General features: G+C 65.7%; 23 protein-coding genes and 1 tRNA gene. 14 read left to right on the top strand and 10 right to left on the bottom strand.

Annotated features, from left to right (window positions below; genetic code table 11):
- Nucleotides 1-152 precede the first annotated feature (152 nt).
- Both KYE46_RS10590 and mazG read right to left on the bottom strand, forming a co-directional pair.
- Nucleotides 153-1,088, bottom strand: a complete 936-nt coding sequence (locus KYE46_RS10590; protein WP_219000591.1) for a DMT family transporter — start codon at nucleotides 1,086-1,088, stop codon at nucleotides 153-155.
- 29 nt (nucleotides 1,089-1,117) lie between these two features.
- Nucleotides 1,118-1,915: a nucleoside triphosphate pyrophosphohydrolase gene (mazG, locus tag KYE46_RS10585; RefSeq protein WP_219000590.1), complete on the bottom strand. Its 798-nt coding sequence runs from the start codon at nucleotides 1,913-1,915 to the stop codon at nucleotides 1,118-1,120.
- A 112-nt stretch (nucleotides 1,916-2,027) separates the two neighbouring features.
- On the opposite strand from mazG, the gene KYE46_RS10580 reads away from it, so the two are divergent.
- Both KYE46_RS10580 and KYE46_RS10575 read left to right on the top strand, forming a co-directional pair.
- Nucleotides 2,028-3,188 (top strand): M20 aminoacylase family protein, encoded by a 1,161-nt coding sequence (locus KYE46_RS10580; protein WP_219000589.1) that lies wholly within the window; start codon nucleotides 2,028-2,030, stop codon nucleotides 3,186-3,188.
- 90 nt (nucleotides 3,189-3,278) lie between these two features.
- Nucleotides 3,279-4,517 (top strand): DUF2254 domain-containing protein, encoded by a 1,239-nt coding sequence (locus KYE46_RS10575; RefSeq protein WP_219000588.1) that lies wholly within the window; start codon nucleotides 3,279-3,281, stop codon nucleotides 4,515-4,517.
- A gap of 6 nt (nucleotides 4,518-4,523) precedes the next feature.
- On the opposite strand, the gene KYE46_RS10570 is transcribed toward KYE46_RS10575, so the two are convergent.
- Nucleotides 4,524-5,021: a flavin reductase family protein gene (locus tag KYE46_RS10570; RefSeq protein ID WP_219000587.1), complete on the bottom strand. Its 498-nt coding sequence runs from the start codon at nucleotides 5,019-5,021 to the stop codon at nucleotides 4,524-4,526.
- 139 nt (nucleotides 5,022-5,160) lie between these two features.
- Between KYE46_RS10570 and speB the strand changes: the two genes are divergently transcribed.
- The 7 genes from speB to KYE46_RS10535 all read left to right on the top strand — a co-directional run bounded on the left by speB (nucleotide 5,161) and on the right by KYE46_RS10535 (nucleotide 10,937).
- Nucleotides 5,161-6,123, top strand: a complete 963-nt coding sequence (gene speB / locus KYE46_RS10565) for an agmatinase (RefSeq protein ID WP_219000586.1) — start codon at nucleotides 5,161-5,163, stop codon at nucleotides 6,121-6,123.
- A 91-nt stretch (nucleotides 6,124-6,214) separates the two neighbouring features.
- Nucleotides 6,215-7,171 (top strand): lysophospholipid acyltransferase family protein, encoded by a 957-nt coding sequence (locus KYE46_RS10560; RefSeq protein ID WP_428845054.1) that lies wholly within the window; start codon nucleotides 6,215-6,217, stop codon nucleotides 7,169-7,171.
- Nucleotides 7,171-7,980, top strand: a complete 810-nt coding sequence (locus KYE46_RS10555) for a glutamate racemase (RefSeq protein ID WP_219000585.1) — start codon at nucleotides 7,171-7,173, stop codon at nucleotides 7,978-7,980. Before KYE46_RS10560 ends, KYE46_RS10555 begins: the two co-directional genes overlap by 1 nt.
- Nucleotides 7,981-8,190: 210 nt before the next feature.
- On the top strand, nucleotides 8,191-9,219 hold the full coding sequence (argC, locus tag KYE46_RS10550) for an N-acetyl-gamma-glutamyl-phosphate reductase (protein ID WP_219000584.1): 1,029 nt from the start codon (nucleotides 8,191-8,193) through the stop codon (nucleotides 9,217-9,219).
- A 33-nt stretch (nucleotides 9,220-9,252) separates the two neighbouring features.
- Nucleotides 9,253-9,699, top strand: a complete 447-nt coding sequence (gene ccmE, locus KYE46_RS10545) for a cytochrome c maturation protein CcmE (RefSeq protein ID WP_219000583.1) — start codon at nucleotides 9,253-9,255, stop codon at nucleotides 9,697-9,699.
- 99 nt (nucleotides 9,700-9,798) lie between these two features.
- The gene (locus tag KYE46_RS10540; protein WP_219000582.1) at nucleotides 9,799-10,410 is read left to right on the top strand and encodes a holin-associated N-acetylmuramidase; all 612 of its coding nucleotides are present in this window, start codon (nucleotides 9,799-9,801) and stop codon (nucleotides 10,408-10,410) included.
- Nucleotides 10,401-10,937, top strand: coding sequence for a holin family protein (locus tag KYE46_RS10535; RefSeq protein WP_219000581.1), 537 nt, complete (start codon nucleotides 10,401-10,403; stop codon nucleotides 10,935-10,937). Before KYE46_RS10540 ends, KYE46_RS10535 begins: the two co-directional genes overlap by 10 nt.
- 7 nt (nucleotides 10,938-10,944) lie before the next feature.
- Here KYE46_RS10535 and KYE46_RS10530 read toward each other — a convergent pair whose 3' ends face one another.
- A complete protein-coding gene (locus tag KYE46_RS10530) occupies nucleotides 10,945-12,315 on the bottom strand; it encodes a M20/M25/M40 family metallo-hydrolase (RefSeq protein ID WP_219000580.1) in 1,371 nt (456 codons plus the stop codon).
- Between the two features lie 55 nt (nucleotides 12,316-12,370).
- Complete coding sequence (locus KYE46_RS10525) at nucleotides 12,371-13,270, bottom strand: LysR family transcriptional regulator (RefSeq protein ID WP_219000579.1); 900 nt, start codon at nucleotides 13,268-13,270, stop codon at nucleotides 12,371-12,373.
- A gap of 102 nt (nucleotides 13,271-13,372) precedes the next feature.
- Here KYE46_RS10525 and KYE46_RS10520 point away from each other — a divergent pair, with 102 nt between their 5' ends.
- Nucleotides 13,373-14,398, top strand: coding sequence for an NAD(P)-dependent alcohol dehydrogenase (locus tag KYE46_RS10520; RefSeq protein WP_219000578.1), 1,026 nt, complete (start codon nucleotides 13,373-13,375; stop codon nucleotides 14,396-14,398).
- Between the two features lie 73 nt (nucleotides 14,399-14,471).
- Here KYE46_RS10520 and KYE46_RS10515 read toward each other — a convergent pair whose 3' ends face one another.
- Entirely contained in the window at nucleotides 14,472-16,436 is a 1,965-nt protein-coding gene (locus KYE46_RS10515; RefSeq protein WP_219000577.1) for a bifunctional 2',3'-cyclic-nucleotide 2'-phosphodiesterase/3'-nucleotidase, read from the bottom strand.
- 241 nt (nucleotides 16,437-16,677) lie between these two features.
- Here KYE46_RS10515 and KYE46_RS10510 point away from each other — a divergent pair, with 241 nt between their 5' ends.
- Nucleotides 16,678-17,652: a cupin domain-containing protein gene (locus KYE46_RS10510; protein WP_247716817.1), complete on the top strand. Its 975-nt coding sequence runs from the start codon at nucleotides 16,678-16,680 to the stop codon at nucleotides 17,650-17,652.
- A 19-nt stretch (nucleotides 17,653-17,671) separates the two neighbouring features.
- On the opposite strand, the gene KYE46_RS10505 is transcribed toward KYE46_RS10510, so the two are convergent.
- From KYE46_RS10505 to KYE46_RS10495, 3 genes are all read right to left on the bottom strand, one after another.
- Entirely contained in the window at nucleotides 17,672-19,318 is a 1,647-nt protein-coding gene (locus tag KYE46_RS10505) for an FAD/NAD(P)-binding protein (protein ID WP_219000576.1), read from the bottom strand.
- 200 nt (nucleotides 19,319-19,518) lie between these two features.
- Entirely contained in the window at nucleotides 19,519-20,943 is a 1,425-nt protein-coding gene (locus KYE46_RS10500; protein WP_219000575.1) for a UdgX family uracil-DNA binding protein, read from the bottom strand.
- A complete protein-coding gene (locus KYE46_RS10495; protein WP_219000574.1) occupies nucleotides 20,943-22,178 on the bottom strand; it encodes a putative DNA modification/repair radical SAM protein in 1,236 nt (411 codons plus the stop codon). The genes KYE46_RS10500 and KYE46_RS10495 overlap by 1 nt, the downstream gene beginning before the upstream one ends.
- A gap of 208 nt (nucleotides 22,179-22,386) precedes the next feature.
- Between KYE46_RS10495 and KYE46_RS10490 the strand changes: the two genes are divergently transcribed.
- The 3 genes from KYE46_RS10490 (at nucleotide 22,387) to KYE46_RS10480 (ending at nucleotide 24,086) form a co-directional block, all read left to right on the top strand.
- A complete protein-coding gene (locus KYE46_RS10490; RefSeq protein ID WP_219000573.1) occupies nucleotides 22,387-22,551 on the top strand; it encodes a hypothetical protein in 165 nt (54 codons plus the stop codon).
- 60 nt (nucleotides 22,552-22,611) lie between these two features.
- Complete coding sequence (locus KYE46_RS10485) at nucleotides 22,612-22,767, top strand: hypervirulence associated TUDOR domain-containing protein (RefSeq protein WP_219000572.1); 156 nt, start codon at nucleotides 22,612-22,614, stop codon at nucleotides 22,765-22,767.
- A gap of 269 nt (nucleotides 22,768-23,036) precedes the next feature.
- Nucleotides 23,037-24,086 (top strand): Hint domain-containing protein, encoded by a 1,050-nt coding sequence (locus tag KYE46_RS10480; RefSeq protein ID WP_219000571.1) that lies wholly within the window; start codon nucleotides 23,037-23,039, stop codon nucleotides 24,084-24,086.
- 45 nt (nucleotides 24,087-24,131) lie between these two features.
- On the opposite strand, the gene KYE46_RS10475 is transcribed toward KYE46_RS10480, so the two are convergent.
- Nucleotides 24,132-24,221 (bottom strand) — tRNA-Ser (locus KYE46_RS10475).
- Between the last annotated feature and the right edge of the window lie 94 nt (nucleotides 24,222-24,315).

The raw sequence follows: 24,315 nt of genomic DNA, 5'->3' as shown, positions 1-24,315 counted from the left end.
GCCTCCCCGTCGATATGTCCCAATGATCGTTTTCTGCGCTCTCCCACGCAGGGCTGCTCAATCTAAGGGCAAAATATCGTCATTCGGGCAAATGTTCCCCTGCGTCATATGACGTCGGTGGCCATATATGCGCGGACGCTGTGTCACAAAAGTTACACCTGACGGCGGCTGCGGCGGTGTTCGGTCAGGATGTTCATGTAATTCGCCCCGAAGATCAGGACCGCACCGGCGAAGACGGCGAGCTGCAGGGGCTCGTTGTAGAGGGTCATGCCGACGATCGCGATCAGGGGCAGGCGTGCGAAGTCGATGGGCATGACGACCGAGGCCGGCGCGCAGGAGAAGGCCGAGGTCATGCAGAAATGTGCCACCAGCCCGCAGAGGCCGATCAGGACGACGAGCGGCAGGATCGACAGCGAGGGCAGCGCGATCTCTCCGTCATAGAGGCAGAAGGCCAAGCCGAGGACGAGTTGGATCGTGGTCAGCCAGAATAGGATTCCCATGATCGACTGGTCCCGCGTCAGGCGCTTGGTGAAGATCGCGGTGATGGCGAAACTCACCGCCGCGCCCAGTGACGCGGCCATGCCGAGCGAGAAAGGCACGGCGCCGGGCTGCACTACGATCAGGATGCCTATGAACCCGATAAGGCCCGAGGCGATCTTCGCCACGGTCAGCCTCTCGCCAAGGAATAGCGCGGCGAAGATGATCACCCAAAGCGGCGCGGTGAACTCCAGCGCGAAGACCTGCGCGAGCGGGATGGCCCCGACCGCGAAGAACCACAGGTTCTGCCCGAGGAAATGGAAGATGTTGCGGAAAATATGGGTGGGCATCCGGTCGGTCCGGATCTCGCCCAAGCGCCCGGTGAGCCCGCCGATCAGCACCACGAGGATCAGGCCCACGATGGAGCGATATGTCATCAACTCGAAGGTATCGAGCTCGGCCACGACCTCGCGGCCCGCGACCGCCATGGCGGAGAAGGCGACGATCGCGCCGGCCATGAAGCCCGCCGCCTTGGGGATGTTGGAGGCCGGTGCCTCGGGGCGCACGGGATCGGGGCGCACGGGCTCCGGCGTCACCGGTTTGGGGGTCATGGGCCGCGAAGCGGTCGGTGGCTTGTCCATCACAGGCCCTCGGCCTTGGCGGCGTCCCAGAGGGCGTCCATTTCCTCCAGCGAGCTGTCCGCCGGTCCTGTGCCGCGGCTGGCCAGTTGCTGTTCGATATAGGCGAAACGGCGGACGAACTTGGCGTTGGCGCCGCGCAGGGCGGTTTCGGGATCGACCTTCAGGTGCCGCGCGAGGTTGGCCATGACGAAGAGCAGATCGCCCATTTCCTCGGCGATCTTTTCCTGCGGCAAGGTCTCGCGCGCCTCGGCCAATTCGCGGGCCTCCTCGGCGATCTTGTCGATGACGGAGGTGATCTCGGGCCAGTCGAAGCCCACGCGGGCCGCGCGTTTCTGCAGCTTCTCGGCGCGCATCAGGGCGGGCAGGCCGAGCGCTACGTCGTCCAGCACGCCACCGGCATCCTTGGCTGCACGCTCCGCGGCCTTCACCGTCTCCCAATCCGCGACCTGCTGGTCGGCGGACTTGGCGTTGCTCTCGTCGCCGAAGACATGGGGGTGGCGGGCGATCATCTTGTCGCCGATGGCGCGCGCCACGTCGTCGAAGTCGAAATGGCCGCCATCCTCCGCCATCTGGGCGTGGAAGACGGACTGGAACAGCAGGTCGCCCAGCTCGCCGCGCAGCTCTTCCATGCTGCCGCGCTCGATGGCGTCGGCGACCTCGTAGGCCTCTTCGATGGTGTAGGGCGCAATGCTGGCGAAGGTCTGCTCCACGTCCCAGGGGCAGCCGTGAACGGGGTCACGCAGCCGCGCCATGATGGCGCGCAGGCGGTGCATCGGGTCGGTAGGAAGCGTTTCCATGGCGCAAGGGATGGGCCATGCAGCGCGCTTGTGCAAGCTCAGAAGCGACAGCCCCTTGCGCCCGGGCCGCGCGACATATCAAACTCTGCGCGAACCAGAACCGGAGAGCCCCATGCCCATCATCAATTCCATTGCCGCGATGTCCGACGACATGAAAACCTGGCGCAGGCATTTGCATAAGCACCCGGAATTGCAGTTCGATTGCCACGAGACGGCGCGCTTCGTGGTCGACCGTCTGAAGGAATTCGGCGTGACCGAAATCCACGAGGGCATCGCGACGTCGGGCGTCGTGGCGATAATCGAGGGGAAGGGCGCGGGGCCCACGATCGGCCTGCGCGCGGACATGGACGCGCTGCCGATCGAGGAGGCGACCGGGGCGGAACATGCCTCCACCGTGCCGGGCAAGATGCACGCCTGCGGCCATGACGGACATACAACAATGCTGCTAGGGGCGGCGAAATATCTGGCGGAGACGCGCAACTTCAACGGCCGCGTGGCGCTGATCTTTCAGCCGGCGGAAGAGGGCGGCGGCGGGGCCGGCGTGATGGTGGAAGAGGGGATCATGGACACCTTCGACATCGCGCAGGTCTTTGCGCTGCACAATGTGCCGGGCAAGGACTTCGGCCACGTCTTCACCACGCCCGGTCCGATCATGGCGGCGGCTGATACCTTCCATGTCCATGTGAAGGGCAAGGGCGGCCACGGCGCCTACCCCCATGAGACGCTGGACCCGATCCCGGCGGCTCTGTCGGTGGCACAGGCCTTTGGCACTATCGTATCCCGCAATCACCGCTCGCTCGACGATCTGGTGGTGTCGGTGACCCAGATCCATTCCGGCTCTGCGGACAACGTGATCCCCGACAAGGCCTATCTCAACGGCACCGTGCGCACCTTCGATGCCGAGGTGCGCGACATGGTGGAGCGCCGGATGGGTGAGATCGTTCGCGGGCAGGCGGAAAGCTACGGGGTGGAGATCGATTTCACCTACGAGCGCGGCTACCCGCCCACGATCAACGATGCCGAGGCCACGTCCTTCGCCGCAGATGTGGCGCGCGAGGTTGCGGGCGAGGACCGCGTCGATGCGGAAAGCTACAAGGAGATGGGGGCCGAGGATTTCGCCTATATGCTGGAGGCAAGGCCCGGCTCTTACCTGTTCATCGGCGCGGGCGAGGGCGCGGGGCTGCACCACCCCGAGTTCGATTTTAACGACGAGATTTCGCCCATCGGCGCGAGCCTTCTGGCCCGCATCGTGGAGACGGCGAACCCTGCATAGGCGCGCCGCGCGCCGCATCGCGTCTATATTCATCGAATTAATCGTCGACCCGGCCATTGCCGGGCGGCGTGCATAGGTTAGGTTCGCAGAATGATTAGCAAATGGCTCTGGACCCTGCGCTCGGTGTTGCGCGAACTCTGGGTGCGCGTGGCGGCCTTCGCGCTGCTGGCGATCCTCACCGCGGCGATGGCGCCGCTTCTGGCGCCGCTGATCCCGCAGGGATGGGCCGAGGCTTTCGGCGGCGGGGCTGTTTCGGCGGTCTTGCAGATCCTTGCCTCTTCCATGCTTGCGGTGACGACCTTCTCGCTCTCCATCGCGGCCAACGCCTTCACGGCGGCCGAGAACTCTGCCACGCCGCGCTCGACCGCGCTGTTGCAGAAGGACACGACGACCCAGACGACCCTCGCGACCTTTCTGGGCGCTTTCGTCTATTCCGTCGTCGGCATCGTCGGCTTGAACGCGGGCTACTACAGCGCCGGAGCGCGGGTGGTGCTGTTCGGCGCGACGGTGCTGGTGCTCATGATCGTCGTCGTGGCGCTGTTGCGGTGGATGGGCTACCTGCCGGACTTCGGTCGCATGGACAACACGCTCGACCGGGTGGAGGAGGCCGCCCACGACGCGCTGGCCACCCGGCTCGACAAGCCGTGGATGGGCGGACATCCCTACAAGGGTGACGTGCCCGCCGGGGCCGTGCCGGTCCGCGCGACGGAAACCGGCTACGTGCAGCATGTCGACATGGGGGCGCTGAATGAGGCGGCCACCGAAAGGGGATGTCAGATCTACCTGTCGCTTCTGCCCGGCGATTTCGTCTACAACGGTGCCCCGATGCTCTATTGTCTGGGCGAGATCGGCGAGGCCGACGTCCTGCGCGGCGCCATCACCATCCGGCGCACCCGCACCTTCGATCAGGATCCCCGCTACGGCATGATCGTGATGGCCGAGATCGGCTCGCGCGCCCTGTCGCCGGGGGTGAACGACCCCGGCACCGCCATCGCCGTGATCAATCGCGAGCTGGCGGTTCTGGCGCGCTGGCGCAGCCGCGAGGGGCCGGACGTGCATTTCGACGCGGTCCACGTGCCGTCGTCGGAGCCACGCGACCTTGTCGAAAGCGCGTTCCGCCCGATCATCCGCGACGGAGCCTCCAACGCCGAGGTGCAGCTCCACGTGATGGACGCGCTCGACGCGCTCAACAAGATTGCGCCCGATGTCTTTGGCGAGGTGGCGAAAGATCTGCTGAACGAGATCATGGAGCGCACTTCGGAAGGCGTGGGCCTCTCGACGCGCGATCGGGACGATCTGGCCAAACGGCGCGCGGCGACGGGGATCTAGGGGCCGCTAGTGGTCTTCGGCGCGCAGGTAGCGCCGCATGCCGTAGAGCAGCGGCTCACCCTCCTCGGCCACGCGCACGGCCTCGACCGCGCCGATGCAGATGTGATGCGTGCCCAGTTTCTCGGCCGAGACCAGCCGGCAATCAAACCCCACCAGCGCGGCTTTCAGGTACGGTGCGCCCGTTTCCAACGCCATGTGCTCGACCGCGTTGAACTTGTCACCACCGGGCGGCGGCACGCGGGAGGAGAAGACGTCCGAAATCTCCGTCTGTCCGGTGCTCAGCACGTTGATGCAGAAGCACCCGTTCTCCAGCACCAGCGGCAGCGAGGAGGCATCGGCGTTCAGGCAGGTCAGCATCGTCGGCCGCTCGCCATCTGCCGAGATCGAGGTCATCGCCGAGACGGTCACGCCACCGCGTCCCGCCGGGCCGTCGGTCGTCACCACGCAGACCGAGGCCGCCGCACGGCTCATTCCTTCGAGAAATCTTGCCTTCAGATCGTTCATCGTCATTCCTCTATGCGCGGCCAGTCGGTTGCCCGGACACTCGCCCACGCGGCCGGGCGGTACAAGATGGATCAATTCAGGGGTTCGTCTTGTGAAAACTTGCGTATAGCAAGGAAAAATCAAAGCGGAAGGGCATGTCATGGCGCTGGAAGATGCAAAGAACGAAGTGGACGGGGCGATCACGCGGGAGGACCTCAAGGGGCTCGCGTTCGAGAACGCCTTCGCCGGGGCGCCGTCGTTTCTGCGGCGCAAGTACACCAAGGATTTGAGTGGCGTGGACGTGGCGATCACGGGCATTCCCTTCGATCAGGCGGTGACGAACCGCCCCGGCACGCGCCTTGGGCCGCGGGCGATCCGTGCGGCCTCCAGCCTGCAGCCTTACGATCCGCCCTACGGGTGGGAGGGTTATTCGCCGCTCGAGGCGCTCGCCATCGCGGACTACGGCGACATGGCCTTCGACTATGCCCATACCGCCGATGTGCCCGCCCGGATCGAGACCCATATCGCGGGTATTCTCAACGCAGGGACCGCGGCGATCACCCTTGGCGGCGATCATTCGATCACCCTGCCGATCCTGCGCGCCCATGCCGCCCGCCACGGCCCCCTCGCGCTGATTCAGGTCGATGCGCATACCGACACCTGGCCCGATGACGATGCCACCCGCATCGACCATGGCACCTTCTGCTACACGGCCGTGCAGGAGGGGCTGATCGACGTGGCGCGCTCGTCGCACATCGGCATCCGCACGGTGGTGGAGGACAACCTCGGCATCCACATCCATGACGCGCGCGAGGTCCACGAGACGGGCGCCAGCGCCGTGGCCGCCGCCGCGAAGGCGCGCGCGGGCGATGCGCCCGTCTACCTGTCCTTCGACATCGACGCGCTCGATCCGGCCTTTGCGCCGGGCACCGGCACGCCGGTCTGGGGCGGAATGAGCAGCGCGCAGGCCGCGATCCTGCTGCGCGAGCTGGCGGGCATCACCGTCGTTGGCGGCGACGTGGTGGAGGTCTCGCCGCCGTTCGATCAGGCCGAGATCACCTCGGTTGCCGCCGCTCACGTGGCGATGGAACTGCTCTGCCTCTGGGGCTGGACGCGGCGCTGAGCCCCGCGCCCGCGCGCCGTTGCACAAACGTCACTGGACCCGGTGCATCCCACTGCGTAGATGTTTTCGCACGCTCCTCAAGAGGCCCTGAATGCCCAGACGCCGCCGCCCAGAACCCGCGCTTTCCGTGCCGTCTGACAAGGCCGTCGCGCGCGAGATTTCCTACGCCCATTCCGCCGCCACCAAGGGCGGCCGCGTGATGATCCGCGCGATGGAGAACACCACCGGGCGGCTGCGCCTGATCCGGCGGGCGGCGGGCTATGACGCCGAGGTGCGCGCCGGCCGCGACTTCTGGGACGTCATGGTCGGCCGCTACGGGCTGCGCCTCAACGTCATCGCGGGAGCTCTTGAAAACATCCCCCGCGACGGCCCCCTCGTGCTGATCGCGAACCACCCCTACGGCATTCTCGACGGCCTCGTCATGGGCCACATCCTGGCCCAGACCCGCGGCGATTTCCGTATCTTGGCCCACCAGGTGTTTCGCAAGGCAGAAGACCTCCACCGCGTGATCCTGCCGGTCTCTTTCGACGAGACGAAAGAAGCGCTCGCCCAGAACCTCACCACACGCAAGACGGCGCTCTCCTACCTCGGCGAGGGCGGCGCCATCGGCGTCTTTCCGGGCGGCACGGTCAGCACCGCCGCCAAACCCTTCGGGCGCCCGATGGACCCGAAATGGCGCAGCTTCACCGCGCGGATGATCGCGAAATCCGAAGCCACGGTGGTGCCGATCTACTTCGACGGCCACAACTCGCGGCTCTTCCAGATCGCCAGCCACCTGCATTCAACCCTGCGCATGGGCCTCCTGATCAAGGAGTTCCGCGCCCGCGTGAATTCCACCGTCGATATCGCCATCGGCGACCCGATCCCCCGCGCCGCGCTGAATGAGAGGGCAGGGGACGCCACGGCCCTCATGGCTTATCTGCGCGAAACAACCTATGCCCTGTCCCCACGCCCCCTTGACCCCACCGCGCAAGGGTTCGAATTTGAGGCGCACCACCGCAGGCCCGACAAGGGATCGGCACGACAAAAAATGAAGGAGCAGGTCTGATGGCAGTAGGGATTTTCGACAGCGGCCTCGGCGGTCTGACGGTATTGGACGCCGTGACCATGGCACTGCCCGAGGTGCCGCTGATCTACATGGGCGACAATGCCAATGCGCCTTACGGCGTGCGCGACGCCGATGAGATCTACAACCTGACAACGGCGGGCGTCCAAACCCTCTTCGACCGGGGCTGCGACCTGGTGATCCTCGCCTGCAATACCGCCTCCGCCGCCGCGCTGCGCCGGATGCAGGAGGGGTGGGTGCCTGAAGGCAAGCGCGTGCTCGGCGTCTTCGTGCCCCTGATCGAGGCCTTGACCGAACGTCAGTGGGGCGACAATTCCCCCCCGCGCGAGGTCGACATCAAGGAAGTGGCGCTCTTCGCCACGCCCACCACCGTCAGCAGTCGCGCCTTCCAGCGCGAGCTTGCCTTCCGCGCCATCGGCGTCGATGTCGAAGCGCAACCCTGCGGCGGCGTCGTCGATGCGATCGAGCAGGGCGACATGATCCTCGCCGAAGCGCTCGTGCGCTCCCACGTCGACGCCCTCAAACGCCGGATGCCCGCGCCTCAGGCCGCAATCCTCGGCTGCACCCATTACCCCCTCGTCGAAGAGGCATTCCGCAAAGCCCTCGGCGACGGCGTCGCGGTCTACTCGCAACCCGCCCTCGTGGCCGCGAGCCTCGGCGACTACCTCCAGCGCCGCCCGGAAATGATCGGATCAGGAGAGCCCGCCTTCCTGACCACCGGCGACCCGAAATCGGTGGAGGCCCAAGCCACCATCTTCCTGCGCCGCCCGATCAGCTTCGAACAGGTCTGAAAGCGCCTGCCCGCCAAACACGCCGCCGCTCCCTTCATCTTGGCCGATACAACTCCCCCCGGAGGGATCCCACGGCCATCCCGAAGCGCCTGCGGTGGCCGTAGAAACGCAAGCCGCGCAACGCGCCGTGATACCCCCATAACGAGACGTGATTTGTATCGCCCCGCGCTTTGATCTAAGCCCCTGCAGACACCCAGGAAAGCAAGTCCCATGACCCAGAAAATCGCAATTCTCGGCGCCTCCGGCTACACGGGCGCGGAACTCTGCCGCCTCATCGCGGGCCACCCGGAAATGGAAATCACGGCGCTGACGGGCGACCGCAAGGCGGGGCAATCCATGGCCTCCGTCTACCCGTTCCTGCGCAACGCCGGCCTGCCCGATCTGACGCGCATCGAGGATGTGGATTTCTCTGGGGTTGATCTCGCATTCTGCGCCCTGCCGCATGCCACTTCCCAGAGCGTTATCAAAGACTTGCCGTCCAACCTTAAAGTTGTGGACCTTTCCGCCGATTTCCGCCTGCGCGACCCGGAGGATTACGCCAAATGGTACGGCAAGCCCCATGACGCGCCCGAGTTGCAGGCGCAGGCCGTCTACGGTCTGACCGAATTCTACCGCGAAGAGATCGCCGCCGCGCGGCTCGTGGCGGGCACCGGCTGCAACGCGGCGACCGGGCAATTCGCCCTGCGGCCGCTGATTGCGGCGGGCGTCGTGGATCTCGACGACATCATCCTCGATCTCATCTGCGGCGTCTCGGGCGCCGGCCGCTCGTTGAAGGAGAACATCCTCCACGCCGAGCTGAGCGAAGGCACCAACGCCTATGCCCTCGGTGGCACGCATCGGCATCTGGGCGAGTTCGATCAGGAATTTTCCCGCGTGGCCGGGCGCCCTGTGGAGGTTCAGTTCACCCCACATCTGGCCCCCTTCAACCGTGGCATCCTCGCCACCTGCTACGTCAAGGGCGACGCGGACACGATCCACGCCACCTTGCTTGATGCATATCAAGACGAGCCCTTCATCGAGGTGCTACCGATGGGCACGGCCCCCTCGACCCATGACGTGCGCGGTACGAACTACTGCCATATCGGCGTGGTGGCCGACCGGCGCAGCGGCCGGGCGCAGGTCGTGGCGGCGCTCGACAACCTGTGCAAGGGTTCGAGCGGGCAGGCGCTGCAGAACGCCAACCTGATGCTCGGGCTGGACGAGACGGCGGGGCTCCTCGGCCTGGGCGTCTTCCCTTAAGAGCCAGCGCGGGGCCACATCGGAGGCAGTGACATGCGTGGATTGAAGAAACAAAGGCGGATCCAGATCATCGTTCTGGCGATGGTCTTCCTGACGGCCTCGGTCGCGCTGATCATCTATGCCTCGCAGGATTCCTTCAACTTCTTCCGCCCCCCGGCCGAGGTCGCCTCCAACCCGCCGCCGCCCCACGAGGTCTTCCGCATCGGCGGCCTTGTCGAGGAAGGCTCGCTGGTGCGCGGGCAGGGCGAGACGATTACCTTCGCGGTGACCGACGGCGCGGCCTCGATCCCGGTCAGCTACACCGGCATCCTGCCTGACCTCTTTGGCGAGGGCGAAGGCATGGTCGGTACCGGGCGGCTCATTGACGGCACTTTCGAGGCGACGGAAATCCTCGCCCGCCACGACGAGACATATATGCCCGCCGAGGTGATCGAGGCGTTGCAGGAGCAGGGCGTCTACGTCGATCCAAACGAAAGCTAGGGCCGGGTCGTGCCCGGTTTTTTCGCAATTATTAAGGGTTTGTTAACCCCGCCATGATGGATTCGACCCTCCAGTAACCAAGAGCATGGAGGGCGAGCCATGCAATCGGTTCGGTCTATCGCAGAACAAATCGTGGCGCGCGAAGGCGGCTACGTGAACGATCCCGACGATCCGGGCGGTGCGACCAAGCATGGCGTGACGATCCACACGATGCGCGCCCTCGGCCTCGATCTCGACGGCGACGGGGATGTCGACAGCAATGACGTGCGCCGGGTCACGCCGGAACTGGCGACTGACCTGTTTCTCGACCATTACTTCGCCCGCCCCAACATCCACATGTTGCCCGACCCCCTGCAGGCGAGCGTCTTCGACATGCAGGTCAACGCGGGCTCCAATGCCGTGCGCATCCTGCAACGGCTGCTGCGGGACATGGGGCTCGATATCGTCGTGGATGGCCTCATCGGCCCGCAGACCGCGCGGGCCGCCCATGCGGCCCTTGGTGACGCGCCCGACCACCTCGTGGACGCCTATGGCATCGCCCGGCGGAATTATTACTACCGGCTCGCCGACCGCCGCCCGGCCTCGCGCAAATACGCGCGGCGGCGCGATGGCGGCAAAGGCGGCTGGATCATCCGCGCCGAGGAATTCATCTCGCCGCGCTATCACCTGACATCGGCACAACATCGGGAACGCACAGCATCATGGGACTGATTGAACGCGCCTTGGGCGGCAGCAGCACGGTGGAGGGGATCGGCGAGGCGGCGGAGGGCCTCTCCGAGGTTTTCGTGCCAAATGCCACCCGCGCGATGGAGCTGGCAGCTGATATTCATCAGGCCACGCTCGACAGCGCGAGTGCGGAGTTCGAACACGCAGGCACGGGCTGGTTCGACCGAATGGTTAACGGACTTAACCGTCTGCCGCGTCCGATGCTCGCCCTCGGCACCCTTGGGCTGTTCATCTACGCCATGGCCGAGCCGCAAGGCTTTGCCGAGCGCATGTCGGGGCTGCAGGAGGTGCCGGAACCGCTCTGGTGGCTGCTCGGCGCCATTGTCAGTTTCTACTTCGGCGCGCGTGAGTTGCATTACACCCGCGGGGCGGCGCCGGAGGGGAGCGCCGCGCCGCGCCGCGGTCTCCGCGCACGTCTGGGGGGCCTCTTGCGCCGTCGCAATAGTGCGCCGGATCCTGCGGGGCCGTCTGAGCCGGACAATCCCGCGCTGACCGACTGGCGCGGCGGGTGAGGCGGGACTAGCCGCGAAATTCCTCTGGCGTGCGTCCGGCCAAGGCGCCCAGGACCACGCTCATCACGCCGGTCGCGTCTTGCAGCAGGCTCTTTGGCAAATGCTCATCCGGTGCATGTTGGGAGCAATCGGGATAGGAATGGGGCACCCAGACCGTCGGCAGGCCGAGCCCGTCGCGGAAGATATCATTGGGCAGCGAGCCGCCGAGCGAGGGCAGGATCACCGGCGCCGTGCCGGTTCCTTCGGTAATGGCCTGCGCGACGAGCTGTGCGACCGGATGGTCCACAGGCGTCCGGCTGGCGGCGAAGAACGGGCCTTCCTGCGTGATCTGAACGTCGCCAAAACCGCCCGCATCCAGATGATCGCGCAGCGCGGTTTCCAACCCCGACGCGTCGGTTCCGGGGGCGAAGCGCAATTGCACCCAGGCCGAGGCGCGCGGCGGGATCGCGTTGACCGGGGCCGGCGGGTCGCCTGCGTGCATCGCCAGAACCTCCGCCGAGGACCAGGCGTGGATGCGTTCGGCCGGCGTCAGTCCCGGCACGCCCCAATCGGCATCCACGGCGCCGCCGGCAGGGGTTAACCCCGTTAACGCATCGCGCGTCGCTTGCGGGATATGGCCCGGCGTCCAGTCGGGAATTTGCAGCGCGCCATTGCGATCGGTGATGCTGGTTAGCGCATGGGCCATCTCGATCGCGGGATTGCGCAACGCGCCGCCGAAGTTGCCGGAATGCCGTCCCGCCTCGCGGTGTTCGAGGTCCAGCCGGAAGGTGGCCCCGCCGCGGGCGCCGAGGAAGAGCGTCGCGCGCTCGGCCGAGACGCGCGGCCCGTCCGAGGCCAAGAGCAGATCGGCGGCAAGCTCTTCCCTGTAGGTCTCGCAGAACGCGGCCAGACCGGGCGAGCCCACTTCCTCGCCCATCTCGATGATCCAGGTGACATTCGCCCCCAAGGCGCCCCGTTGCGCGAGCACGGTTTCCAGCGCCGTCAGGTTCACCAAGAACTGGCCCTTGTTGTCGGCAATGCCGCGCCCGAACCAATCCTCTCCCCGTTCCGTCAGCGCCCAAGGGTCCAGCCCGTCGCGCCAGCGGCCTTCCATCCCGGGCACCACGTCGCCGTGGGAATAGCTGAGGATCGTCGGCAAGCCCGCGCCCTCGACGCGCTTGGCGAGGAGGAAGGGAAATCCGTCGGCCTCCAGCCGCTCGCAGGCAAATCCTAACGCCGTTAACCATTCCGTCACGTGGGCCAGATAGGCGTCCAACTGCGGGGCAGCGGCGGGATCGGTGACGTCGGTCCGGAAGGAGAGAAGCTTTTCCAGACGTTGGCGAAAACGGGGCGCGCGGGCCGCGTCGGAGCCGGCGGTATAGAGATCGGAATGTGTCATGGCGGCAGGTTAGACCGGGGCATCAAGAAAGGCACGGGGGGATCGTCGGTGCGCTTCAGCGGGAGAGCTCTTCGGTCAGGAAATCATAGACCCGGCGGATGCGACGGCTGGTTGTCACCTCGCGGTGGGCAACGAGCCAGATCGGGAAGGAGAGCGGCTCCAGATCCGGCAGCACTCGCGCCACGGCGGGGTCTGCATCGCCGATCACCGCATCGAGTATGCCAATGGCGCAACCTTGTTTTACTAGCTCCCACATCACGATGTAACTCTCGGTAAACAGGGGGAAATTCGCCTCCGTCAACCCAAGGCCGAGGGTGTTGAGGCCCTTCATCAAGCCGCCGGATCGATCCATGTTGACGAAGTTGGCGCGCCTCAGGTCGAAGGGCGTTTTCGGGTGCCCCAGTCCCGCGAGGTAGGAGGGCGCGGCGAAGAGCACGGCGTCGGCCATGCCGATCTTGCGGGCGATCAGGTCGGGCTCGGTCGGGCGAAAGTTGCGGACTGCGATATCGGCCTCGCGCCGCAGCAGATCGCTGGCGTGGTTGGCCACCACGATCTCCACCTCGATCCCCGGCTCCTCGCGGCGCAGCTTGGCCACGATCGGCGGCAGCAGAACGGCGGCGTAGGTCTCGCTGGCCGAGATGCTGATGCGGCCCTCCAGCGCCTGCGATTGGCCGAGCGCGGTGAGGGAGACGTGCCCCGCCGCTTCCCCCATGGCGCGCACGTGTTCCAAGAGTTCCATCCCGCCGGGGGTCAGGGTCAACCCGCGGCCGACCCTTTCGAAAAGGGCGATGCCAAGCTCCTGCTCCAGCCCGTCCACCTGTCGCCCGAGGGTCGGCTGCGCCATGCCCAGGGCCCGCGCCGCGGCGGAGAGCGAGCCCTCTTCAGCCGTCACGAGGAAGGCCCGGGCCTTGTTCCAATCGAATTTCACCGCGCGCCAATCCATACGAATATGCATATCAAAAGTAGAACATTGGTCAATTCGCATGAGTGATCCGCCGCGCTACACCGCTCTCCATCAGGCCGCAGGGCCGTCATTCCACCGCGAAAGGAGAAACTCATGCGTGCATTTACCTACAAGCAATATGGCTCCCCCGATGTCCTCACCGAGGTGTCTTTGCCCAAGCCGACCCCCAAGGAACACGAGGTGCTGATCCGCGTGCATGCCACCACCGTCAGCAGCGGCGACTGGCGCGCGCGCAGCATGCAGATGCCGCGCGGCATGGGGCTTGCGGGGCGCTTGTTCTTCGGCATCACCGGCCCGCGCAAGAAGGTGCTCGGCACCGAATTCGCGGGCGTGGTCGAGGCGGTGGGCGCGAAGGTCACCCGCTACGCGCCGGGCGATGCGGTCATCGGATTTCCCGGCGCGGATTTCGGAGCCCACGCGGAATATATCGTCCTGCCGGAGGACGGGAAACTGGTGATGAAGCCGGAGAGCCTCAGCTTCGAGGCCGCCACAGCGCTGCCATTCGGAGGCACGGCCGCCTATGATTTTCTGGTTAACAAGGCCGGGATCAAGGCTGACGAAGAGGTCCTGATCAACGGGGCGTCCGGGGCTGTCGGCTCGGCCAGCGTGCAGATTGCGAAGCATCTGGGCGCCCGCGTCACGGCGGTCACCTCGGGCCGCAATGCGGCGATGGTGCGGGCCTTGGGCGCGGATGCGGTGATCGACTATACGACGCGTGATTTCACCCGCGAAGGCGCGCGATACGATGTGGTGGTCGATACCGTCGGCACGGCCCCCTTCCACCGCGCGCGCCATGCGTTGCGGCCCACGGGGCGCATGGTGATGGTGACTGGGAAGGCGTCGGACATGATCTTCGGCGCGCTGAAAGCCCTGTTCTATCGCCGCAAGTTCGTGAGCGGCGTCGCCAGCGAGGACCGGGCCATCCTGCAAGCCGTCGTGGACCTTGCGGAGACCGGAGATTTGCAGCCGGTGATCGACCGTTGCTTCGATTTCGCGGACATGCGCGCCGCGCATCGTCATGTGGATAGCGGCCGCAAGAAGGGGGCTGTCGTGGTTAACGTCACCCCGGCGCGGCGTGGCGAAGGCTCGGGCCATGCCGTCCAGCTTGGGGCGGCCTAGACCGACGCGAGACCGTGAAAAGAATACCCCACCGCCCGAGGAAGGCGGTGGGGTTGAATGCACTGTGACGCGATCAGAGCGTGATGCGATACCGTGCGAAGCCGTCCGGACCGTCGCCCGCAGGCTCGATCGAGACGCCCTCGACGCTGTCGATATAGCCCTCGGCCGCTGGACCGGTATCGAACAGAACGGTGGTGTCGGGCATCGGCGCGAAGGTCCAGTTGGCATCGGCCGAGGGGCTGATGGTGCCTTGCTCGACAATGTAGCGCACGATCACGTCGCGGTTGGTGTCGGGGCCCTCGAAGATCACCGTCTCGGGCGAGGCGCCGGGGAAATGGCCGCCGCCGCCGGCGCGGTAGTTGTTGGTGGCGATGATGAACTCTGCCTCCGGGTCGATCGGCGCGCCGTCGTACATCAGGTTGACGATGCGGTGCGCGTCGGGGTTCACGACTTCGCCGTCATTGTTGTACCGGCTCGGCTGGCTGAGGTCGATTTGGTAGGACACCCCGTCGATTACGTCGAAGTTGTAGGAGGGGAAATCGGGGTTCAGCAGCACCTGGTCGGCCTCGCCGGGGGTGATCTGGTTGAACATGCCCGCCGAACGCTCCAGCCATTCGCGGACCTCGGCGCCCGTCACCCGCACCGCGCGTACGGTGTTCGGGTAGAGGTAGAGGTCCGAGACGTTCTTGATCGCCACCGGGCCGGTTTCCACCTCGGTGTAATACTCGGGCCCTCCACGACCGCCGGCCTTGAAGGGGGCCGCGGCCGACAGGATCGGCAGGCCTTCGTGCTCGGTCCCCTCCATCATCTGGCCGATGTACCAGGTCTGGGCGTTGGAGACGATCTGGACCGAGGGATCATCGGCCACCAGCGCGAAGTAGCTATGCAGCGGCGCGTCGGTCTCGCCCACCGCGCGGCGGACGTAGTCGAGCGTCGCCTCGTGCTCCTCGCGTACCGAGGCCAGCACCTCTTCGTCGCTTTCCACCAGCGCGGTGACGGAGCGGTCTTCCTCGCGGCGCGAGATCGGCCGGGCTTCGGACGTGTGGGAGGCCACGCGCCAGGCGTTGCCGTCACGTTCCAGCATCAGGTCGACGAGGCCCATGTGGCTGCCCCAGAAGCCGGCCATGACGGCGGGCGTGCCCATGATCGTGCCCGCCTCCGAATCGACGCCCGGGGCGTCGGCGTAATCGGGGCCGGGGAAGACGCGGTGATGGTGGCCTGTCAGGATCGCGTCGATGCCTTCGACGGCGGCGAGCGGCACGCTGGCGTTCTCCATCCCTTCGGTGTGATCGGCCGGGCCGATTCCCGAGTGCGAGAGGGCGATGACAATGTCGGCGCCGGCCTCGCGCATCTGCGGCACGTAGGCGCGCGCCGTCTCGACGATGTCGCGGGCCATGACGTTGCCTTCGAGGTGGCGGCGGTCCCATGTCATGATCTGCGGCGGCACGAAGCCGATCACGCCGATGCGGATCGGATGCGTTTCTCCGGCCCCATCGGTGATTTCGCGGTCGAGGATCACGTAAGGCGGCACCAGCGTCGTGTCCTCGGTGGGCGAGGCGCCCATCTCGGTGGCGACATTGGCGCAGACCACGGGGAAGCCGGAACCCGCAAGCGAGTTCATCAGGAAGTTCAGCCCGTAGTTGAACTCGTGGTTGCCGAGCGTCGAGGCATCGAAACCGAGCGTGTTCATCGCGGTGATGATCGGGTGGCTGTCGCCCTCGGACATGCCGCGCTCGTAGGCCATGTAATCGCCCATCGGGTTGCCCTGCAGGAAGTCGCCGTTGTCGAGCAGGATCGAGTTGGTCGCCTCGTCCCGCACGCCCTTGATCAGGCTCGCGGTGCGCGCGAGGCCCACGGTGTCGACAGGGCGGTCGCCGTAGTAATCATAGGGGTAGACGTGGACGTGGATATCCGTCGTCTCCATGATCCTCAGATGCGCCTGGTTGGCCTGGGCGTGGACCGAGAAGGGGTGCAGGGCGATGACGGTGGCACTGGCGCTGGTCGCCAGAAAGCCGCGACGGTCGAGAATGATGGGCATCGGGTATCTCCTCTTTGTGACCCGTCGAGCCTAGCAGCAACCGCGCCAACTCAAAGTGATGATTCCATGTCAATCGCCGCAAGCGGCAATCCATCGCCTGCGCGAAGGCGTGGCGTTGGGCTTTGATTGCAAATGTGAATACGAATGCAAAATCGCTTTATGGCGCCTGCAATGCCGAGTAGCGTGGCATGGAAGACGCGGGAATCGCCGCGTGTATGACCGTTGACCAGATGAGGACGCCATGACCCAGACCACCCCGGCCGAGATGGAACGCAACATCGTCCGCTACGGCGAATTGCGCCCCTGCAAGACCGCTTTCATCGATGCCCATACCCCCGGCAGCGACCAGAAGGAGAACTTCACGATCATCGGCGGCGGGGTGAGCGAGTCGCCCGATCAGCACGTCCACATCGCGGACAAGATCGGCTTCAACATCGGCGCGGCAGGTCAGCCGCCCAAATGCCGCAACTCCCTGCATTCGCACCGCACGGCGGAGGTGTTCTTCGTCCTGAAGGGCCGCTGGCGCTTCTTCTGGGGCCGGTGGGGCGACGCCGGGGAAGTGACGCTGGAAGAGGGCGACATCATCAACATTCCCACCGGCATTTTCCGCGGGTTCGAGAATATCGGCACCGATTACGGGATGATCATGGCGGTTCTGGGCGGCGACGATGCCGGCGGCGGCGTGCTCTGGGCGCCGCAGGTGATCGAGGACGCGCGCGATCACGGGCTGGTTCTGGCCGAGACGGGCCGGCTTTACGACACCAAGAAGGGCGAGGCGCTGCCCGAGGGGGTCAAGCCGATGCCGACCCTGACCGAGGCCGAGCTTGCCGCATATCCCGAGCCGACAACGGCGGAGGTCGTGCCGAACTACGTCGCGCGCTACTGGGACCTCATGGCTCTGGCGGACCATCAGCCGGCCAAGGTCATCGGCGCAGATGCGATCCTTCGCGACCGCCCCGGATTCGAGGTGGAGTTCCTCACCCGCGGCTCCGTGGATGGGTCGCACACCAACGAGGCGCCCGAGGTTCTGATGCCGATGCGCGGCCATTGGCGGCTGTCGTGGGACGGCGGCGAAAGCGTGCTGAACCCCGGCGACACCTGCAACGTTCCCGTGGGCCTCACCCACAGCCTGACCCCGGCGATGTCGGGAGAGGCGAGCCTCTACCGTGTGCGCCGCACCGAGGACGCGCCGGGCGCGACCATGCCGCTTTCGTGAGAGCGGTAGTGGCCCACGTCTAGCCGCGCGCCCGAGCCAGAACGCCCTCGGCCCAACGGTGGGTCGAGGCGCCAAAGCAATCGTGCAGGGAATCCGTGGCGATCACGCTGCCAAGGGACATGCGCCCAAGCAGGCAAAGGCCCGCGCTGGTCTCTCCGTCGCGGGTGACGAGGGATCCGTCGGGCCGCGTTTGCGCGCCAAATCCTTCGTCTACGGCTGTGATCAGGCCCTCGTCGATGGCGTCCACAAAGAGGGGCGCGGTGATCTGGGCGAGGTCCGGATTGGGCAGGACCGCATCGATCATCACGCGGGCAAGGAGGGCGTCGTCGCCCTCCACCAGCCGCCAGCCCGCAGGGTCCAGCGCGATATCGGGATCATCGACGGTCTGAAGGCTCACGAGGCCGTCCTCGATCAGCATAAGCAACTGCTCGGAGGCCTGCACCGGCGGGCCATAGCTGAACCGCTTCATGCCTTCGTCGAACTTCACCAAGGCCGTTGCCGTCTCGGCGGCCACGTCGGTGCTGTTGAAGGCGCTGCGGATCTCGTTTTGCTGTTTGCGCCAGAGCTGCCCGGCGACATAGCCCGTCGTGGGCGCGGCGCGGTCGTGGGCCATCGCGATCGTCGTGCGCAGCGCCTCCACCGTGTCGTCGGTTTCGGGCGCGGCCGTGCCGTCGCGCTCTGCGGTCAACCAAGCGGTGATATCCGCGCGCGTCTGGTTCCCGCCTTGGGCCGATGCGATGCGTCCGACCGGGCTTTCGAGCGCGTCGCATATTGTCTTTAGCGCAGCCTCCGGGCTTTCGCCGACAGCCTTTTCCAAGGCCGCGACGAAGGCCTTCCTCTCGTCCGGGGTCGGGTCGTAGAGCGCGTCGATCTCGGCAGTCGCGGGTTTCGGGGCCGGCGGCAGACCATCGCGCGAGAACGGCAGCAGGTGACGCGGCTCGCGGCCGGAGCGGATGTAGCGCCCGTCCTCGAAACGGCCGCCAAGGCCGAGGGTCAGCATCCGCAGCACATCATGGGTCGAGAGCCCGAGCCCCCGGATGGCCACCTGCGCGTCCTGCCAGCCCTCGGCTGCTTCCGCGAGGTCCTTGGCGGGATACGCCGTCATCAGGGTCAGGTCATGGGCCTCGGCATGGTCGGTCCAGCGCGCGAGTTGCGGGTCAGGCTTCGTGGACGGCTGGCCGGGGCAGAGCAGCACCTCGTCATAGGGTCCGTGGCGCCCCTCGTCGGTGATGATCCAGCAGCCCGCCGCGTCACGCGCAAGCTTGGTGGCCTTCTCGCAGAGGCGCCGCGTCTCGAACACGGGCTCCGACACGGTGCAAAGCGCCTCCAGCCGCGCCGTCATGTAGGCGCCCAGATCGCGGCGGGGCGGAAAATCCTCGCCCGTGCTGGTGGTGCCGGACCATGCGTCGAACGGCGGGATCAGCCGCTGCACGAGGGCAGGGGGATCGATGTCGAGCACGCGCACGGGGATGTTCAGCAAGCACAGGGGGCTTTCATCGGGATGGAAGTTCGGGCCCGCGCCAAGCGCATCACCGGGATCGAGGATATCGATCCGGAAGCGCGTCTCGGCCGACCTCGCCGCGATGCTGAGCGCCTCCAGCGCACCCAGACCGCGCGGGCCAAAGCCGATGACGGCGATTGTTCGGTCGATTGTGCTCTGGGTCATGTCGACATCCTATGGCAGCATCACGCGCGCGCAAGGTGGCCTTCGCCAGCCCTGCCGAGGGGCGGCCGGGGAAGGATGCGCGCGCAAGATGGAATCGGGTGTTCCTGAAGATTTATCAGAACCTTAACGCGAGGCGCGGGTTTTGGGTCCAAACCAATTGAAAAAAATAAGGAAAACCCGCGGCGTAGGCGCGCCGTGCCTCAGGCCGCCTGCTGCTTCCATGCGGTCGCGAGGTCTGCTGAGAGCGCCGCGCGTGCTGCGTCCTGTGCCGCCTGATCGCGCAGGCGCAGGACATAGGCGGGGTGGTAGGTGATCAGCACCGGCACGCCCAGACGCCCCGGCTCCACCGTCCCGCGGCGCGTTTTCATCGGGCCGTTGCGGCCCGTCAGGGACAGCGCCGCCGTCGCGCCGAGGGCCACGATCATCTTCGGTTTTACCCGCCCGACCTCGGCATCGAGCCAGAACTGGCAGTGCTGGATCTCGTCGCGGTTCGGGCTTTGGTGAATGCGACGCTTGCCGCGCACGATATGCTTGTAGTGCTTGACCGCATTGGTCATGTAGACGCCCTCGCGGCTGACGCCCGCCGTCGCCATCGCCTGCGTTAGGACCTGACCGGCGGGACCGACGAAAGGCACGCCTTCCAGATCCTCGCGGTCGCCCGGTTGCTCTCCCACGATCATGAGATCGGCCGCCTCCGGCCCGATACCGGGGACGACCTGGGTGGCATGGTGGCAGAGGTGGCAGCGCTGGCATCCGGCGAGGGCGGCGGCAAAGCCTTCCGAGGGGCCGTCCCAATGGGTGCCGCGCTCGGCGGCTTCCTGCACCCGCGCGGCGCGGAGCGGTGGCAGGGTCGGGGCGGCCTCGGCCATTTCGCGGGCGCGCGTCGGGGCCTGCGCGATCAGGCCGGGGATCGAGGCGGCTTCGGGCAGGTTCTTCCAGTATTTCTTCGGCATCTCCGAGGTCATCGCGTTCACCTTCAGCCGTGCCGGGTTGAAGATGTTGCAGAAGTAGGTGGTCCAGAGATCCTCGTGGGCGTCTTCGGGCATCTCGGGGCGGGGCATGTCGAGCGCGAAGCTCAGCTTGCCGCCCTCGAAGAAGGCCGAAACATCCGGGGTCACGATGCGCCAGTCCATGTCGCCGAAACGGTTGGCAAAGAACTGCGCCGTCGGCTCGACCGTGTGGTGCGTCGGCTCGAACCAGGCGGCGAAGCTGCGGCGGGCGGCGGCGGGATCGCCGATCTCGCGGAAGCGGACGAAGGCCTTCATCTTGTGCTGGCAGCGGTGGACGTTCTTCTCCATCCGGCGCAGGGACTGGACGAGGGGATCGGCGCGGTCCTGCATCAGCCCGCGCTGTTTCTGGAGCCGCCAGAGGCAGGCATAGAGCCGATCAAAGCGATCGGCATCACTGTGCCACACCACCGTTTCCGCCAGCGATATGAAGGACTTCGGCACGTTGATCGCGCGGGTACCGCCTGAGGGCGGCGCAATCACCTCGTCAAAGAGCCCGCCTGCGCCCGCTTCCGAGAAGGTCACCTCGTCCGGCGCGATCCCGGCGGCGAGGCAGCCCCGTGCCGCCTCTCGCCATGCCTTATCCGCCCCAAGCCGAGGCACCACGATCCGCTTCATCAGAACAGGCTCAATTGCTCGGGCGGCGGGGCGAAGAGGCCGCGCAGGTTGGTGCTGTCGATCAGGCCGCCGGGCGTCCACCCCTTCGCGGTGATAAAGGCCCGCGCCTTCTTGAGAGACGCCCCGAGCCGCGCGATATCCTCGTAGCGCAGGGTCCGCTGACGACGCGAGGCGAGGATGCGGTTGACCGTCTTCACGCCGAAGCCCGGCACCCGTAGGAGCATCTCGCGAGAGGCCGTGTTCACGTCGAGCGGAAACAGCCCGCGATGCGCGAGCGCCCAGGCGAGCTTGGGGTCGATGTCGAGGTCGAGGTTGCCGCCAGAGGTCGCGCCGGTGATCTCATCCAGCTGGAAGTCATAGAACCGCAGCAGCCAATCCGCTTGATAGAGGCGATGCTCCCGCTGCAGGGGAGGGCTGACCAGCGGCAGCCGCGAGGAGGCGTCGGGGATCGGGCTGAAGGCCGAGTAGTAGACCCGCTTGAGCCCGTAGGAGCCATAGAGCCGCGTCGACTGGCCGAGAATCGTCGCGTCATTCGCCCCGTCCGCGCCGATGATCACCTGCGTCGACTGCCCCGCCGGCGCGAATTTCGGCGGCCGCTTGCCCGTGTGGGAGCGGTCCTTGCTCACCGTCCGCCGCAACTTCACATCCGCCATTGCCTTGCGGATCTGGTCTGGGCTCTTCTCGGGCGCGTAATCCTTCACCGCCTGATCCGTCGGCAGCTCCACGTTGATCGAGAGCCGGTCCGCCAGCCGCCCGGCCTCGGCGATCAGCTCTGGTGCTGCATCGGGGATCGTCTTGAGGTGGATGTAACCGCGAAAGTTCTCCTCCTCGCGGAGCTTGCGGGCGATGCGGACCATGTCCTCCATCGTCTTGTCAGGCGAGCGGATGATGCCCGACGACAGGAACAGCCCCTCGATATAGTTGCGCCGGTAGAAATCCGTGGTCAGCTGCACCACCTCGTCCACCGAGAAGCGCGCCCGCTCCACGTTCGACGACACGCGGTTCACGCAGTAGACGCAATCATAGATGCAGAAATTCGTCATCAGGATCTTGAGCAGACTGATGCAGCGCCCGTCCGGCGCGTAGGAATGACAAATCCCCGCCCCGGTGTTGGAGCCGAGCCCCTTGCCGTCGCTGGAGTCCCGCTTCGTCGAGCCGGACGACGCGCAGGAGGCGTCGTATTTTGCCGCGTCGCTGAGGATCGCGAGCTTTTCACTGATCGTTTTCTGAGCCATGTGTTCACATTATGTTCTCCTTAACCATTCCGCAACGGTCGCGTTTGTCGCGGAAGCCTGAGTGAGCGGATTGTGACCGGTCCTCGCGCACCAAGGACGCGGGAGCGGAACTTTGCAGCGGCGCGGTGGTTTTCCTCCCATAGCCAAGCGCCCCCGACCCCGCGCGGTTCGCGTGACGGGGCAGGGGCCATGCAGAGAGGATCGAGACATGACCAAGGACAAATCTCAACACATCGACACCGACGGCAAGACCGTAATCGACATGAAGGGCTCGGAACTGCACCACGACCTGAAGAACCAGGAAGGTGAGAAGCAGAAAAAAGACAAGGATGCCAAGGCGAAAGACGCCAAGGACAGCAACGACAAGAAGTGAATTGAGACGCAGGGCGGTGCCGGACGATGGCGCCGCCCTTTCTCCATCCAGGATTGATGCATGAGTGATTTCAGCGAAGGCGACAGCGTCCAGTGGAACTGGGGAGACGGCACCGCCAAGGGCAAGGTGCAATCGGTCTTCACCGAGAAGACCACGCGCAAAATCAATGGCAACGAGGTGACCCGCAACGGCACCAAGCACGACCCGGCGCTTTAAATCAAACAAGACGACGGCGACGCCGTGCTGAAACTGGCGTCAGAGGTGAAGAATGGGTGAGGGGGTGCCCCCATTCCCAAATTCTCAATGTCTCATCGAGCGAAAATTCTGTATTTGTCGACCGCGCAACCGTGTCGCGCATCTGTCACAGGCGGATAATAGTTAACGCGATTGTCGACACTGGGCCTGAGAGCCATCGCGAACCGTGCTAGTCTTCTCCTGATTGCGTCCACCCTCACAAACGAGACGCGACGAGGCAGGAACGGCAGATGGCCAACCATAACGTCACCTCGAGTGGCTCAGTTGTTGTCGGTGACAATGACGTCGTGAAGATCAAGATCAATGGCGGCGGCAACCTTAACGTTGCAGCCGATCCGAACGACGATGTCGCCAAGATCAAGATCATGTTCATCGGTGATGGGCATGTCGACAACCTGACCGTTGACCTCGGAACCTTCAGCGAAAATAACCTTCAGATCGACATCCACGATTACGATCCGATGGATACGATCTCGCTGCCGGGCGCGTTTGATTTTTACGTGGACCCCGACAATCCTGACGAGTTCACGTTCAGCTATTATGGCTCCGACGGGGGTGTTTACACCGGGTACATCAAGGCAAAGGACGGCGGCGAGAAGGATTTCACCGACCCGTTCCAGCCGATCAACATCATCTGTTTCGCCGATGGCACGCTGATCGACACGCCCTCGGGTCCGGTCGCGGTCGAGACGTTGCGCCCCGGTGATCTGGTACTGACGCGCGACAGCGGGCCTTTACCGCTGCGTTGGGTCGGACGGCGCGAATTGAGCGCGCGGGAGTTGTCGGAGCAGCCGGAGCTGCGCCCTCTGAAAGTCGCGCGCGGCACCTATGGTGAGAACCGGCCTTCGCGCGATCTGGTGCTTTCGCCCAACCACCGCGTCCTTCTGAATGATTGGCGGATCGAGTTCCTCTTTGGCACCCGCGAAGCGCTGGCCGCGGTGCGGTTTCTGGTTAACGAGACCGGCATCGACGACGCCCCTTGGCGGCGCGGCGTGGCGTACAATCATTTGCTTTTCGACCGCCACGAAATCGTCACCGCGAATGACATGCCTTGCGAGAGCCTCTATCCCGGGCCGGTCGCGCTCGACGCGCTGGACGACAGCGCTTTGTCCGAGATCCGCGCGATCTTCCCCGAAGCGCTCGATGAAAGCGTGGACATCGGCGCGCCCGCCCGCCGCATATTGCGCGGGTTCGAGGCGCGGGCATTGGTGGAGGCGCTGGCAGAACCCGCCGAAGGGCGCACAAGCCCGATCGAAAAGCTCTCCGCCCGCGTCGCCTGACGCGTGACCGAGTTTGGTAAGTGTGGATCTTCAAGGTAAAATAGTTGGCGGAGAGACAGGGATTCGAACCCTGGGTAGGCTTGCACCCACAACGGTTTTCGAGACCGCCCCGTTCGACCACTCCGGCACCTCTCCGCGGTCTCGGCCGATTGGCCGTGGCGGGTCGATAACGGCAAGCGGCGGGGCACGCAAGACCTGCGGCGCGTTGGGGGCGTGGTTTTTTCGCCAT

It is taken from the genome of Gymnodinialimonas ceratoperidinii (assembly GCF_019297855.1).
GTDB classification, from domain to species: Bacteria; Pseudomonadota; Alphaproteobacteria; order Rhodobacterales; family Rhodobacteraceae; genus Gymnodinialimonas; species Gymnodinialimonas ceratoperidinii.
The sequence above is the reverse complement of the archived record's forward strand: the minus strand, read 5'-3'. Positions and strand labels throughout refer to the sequence as shown.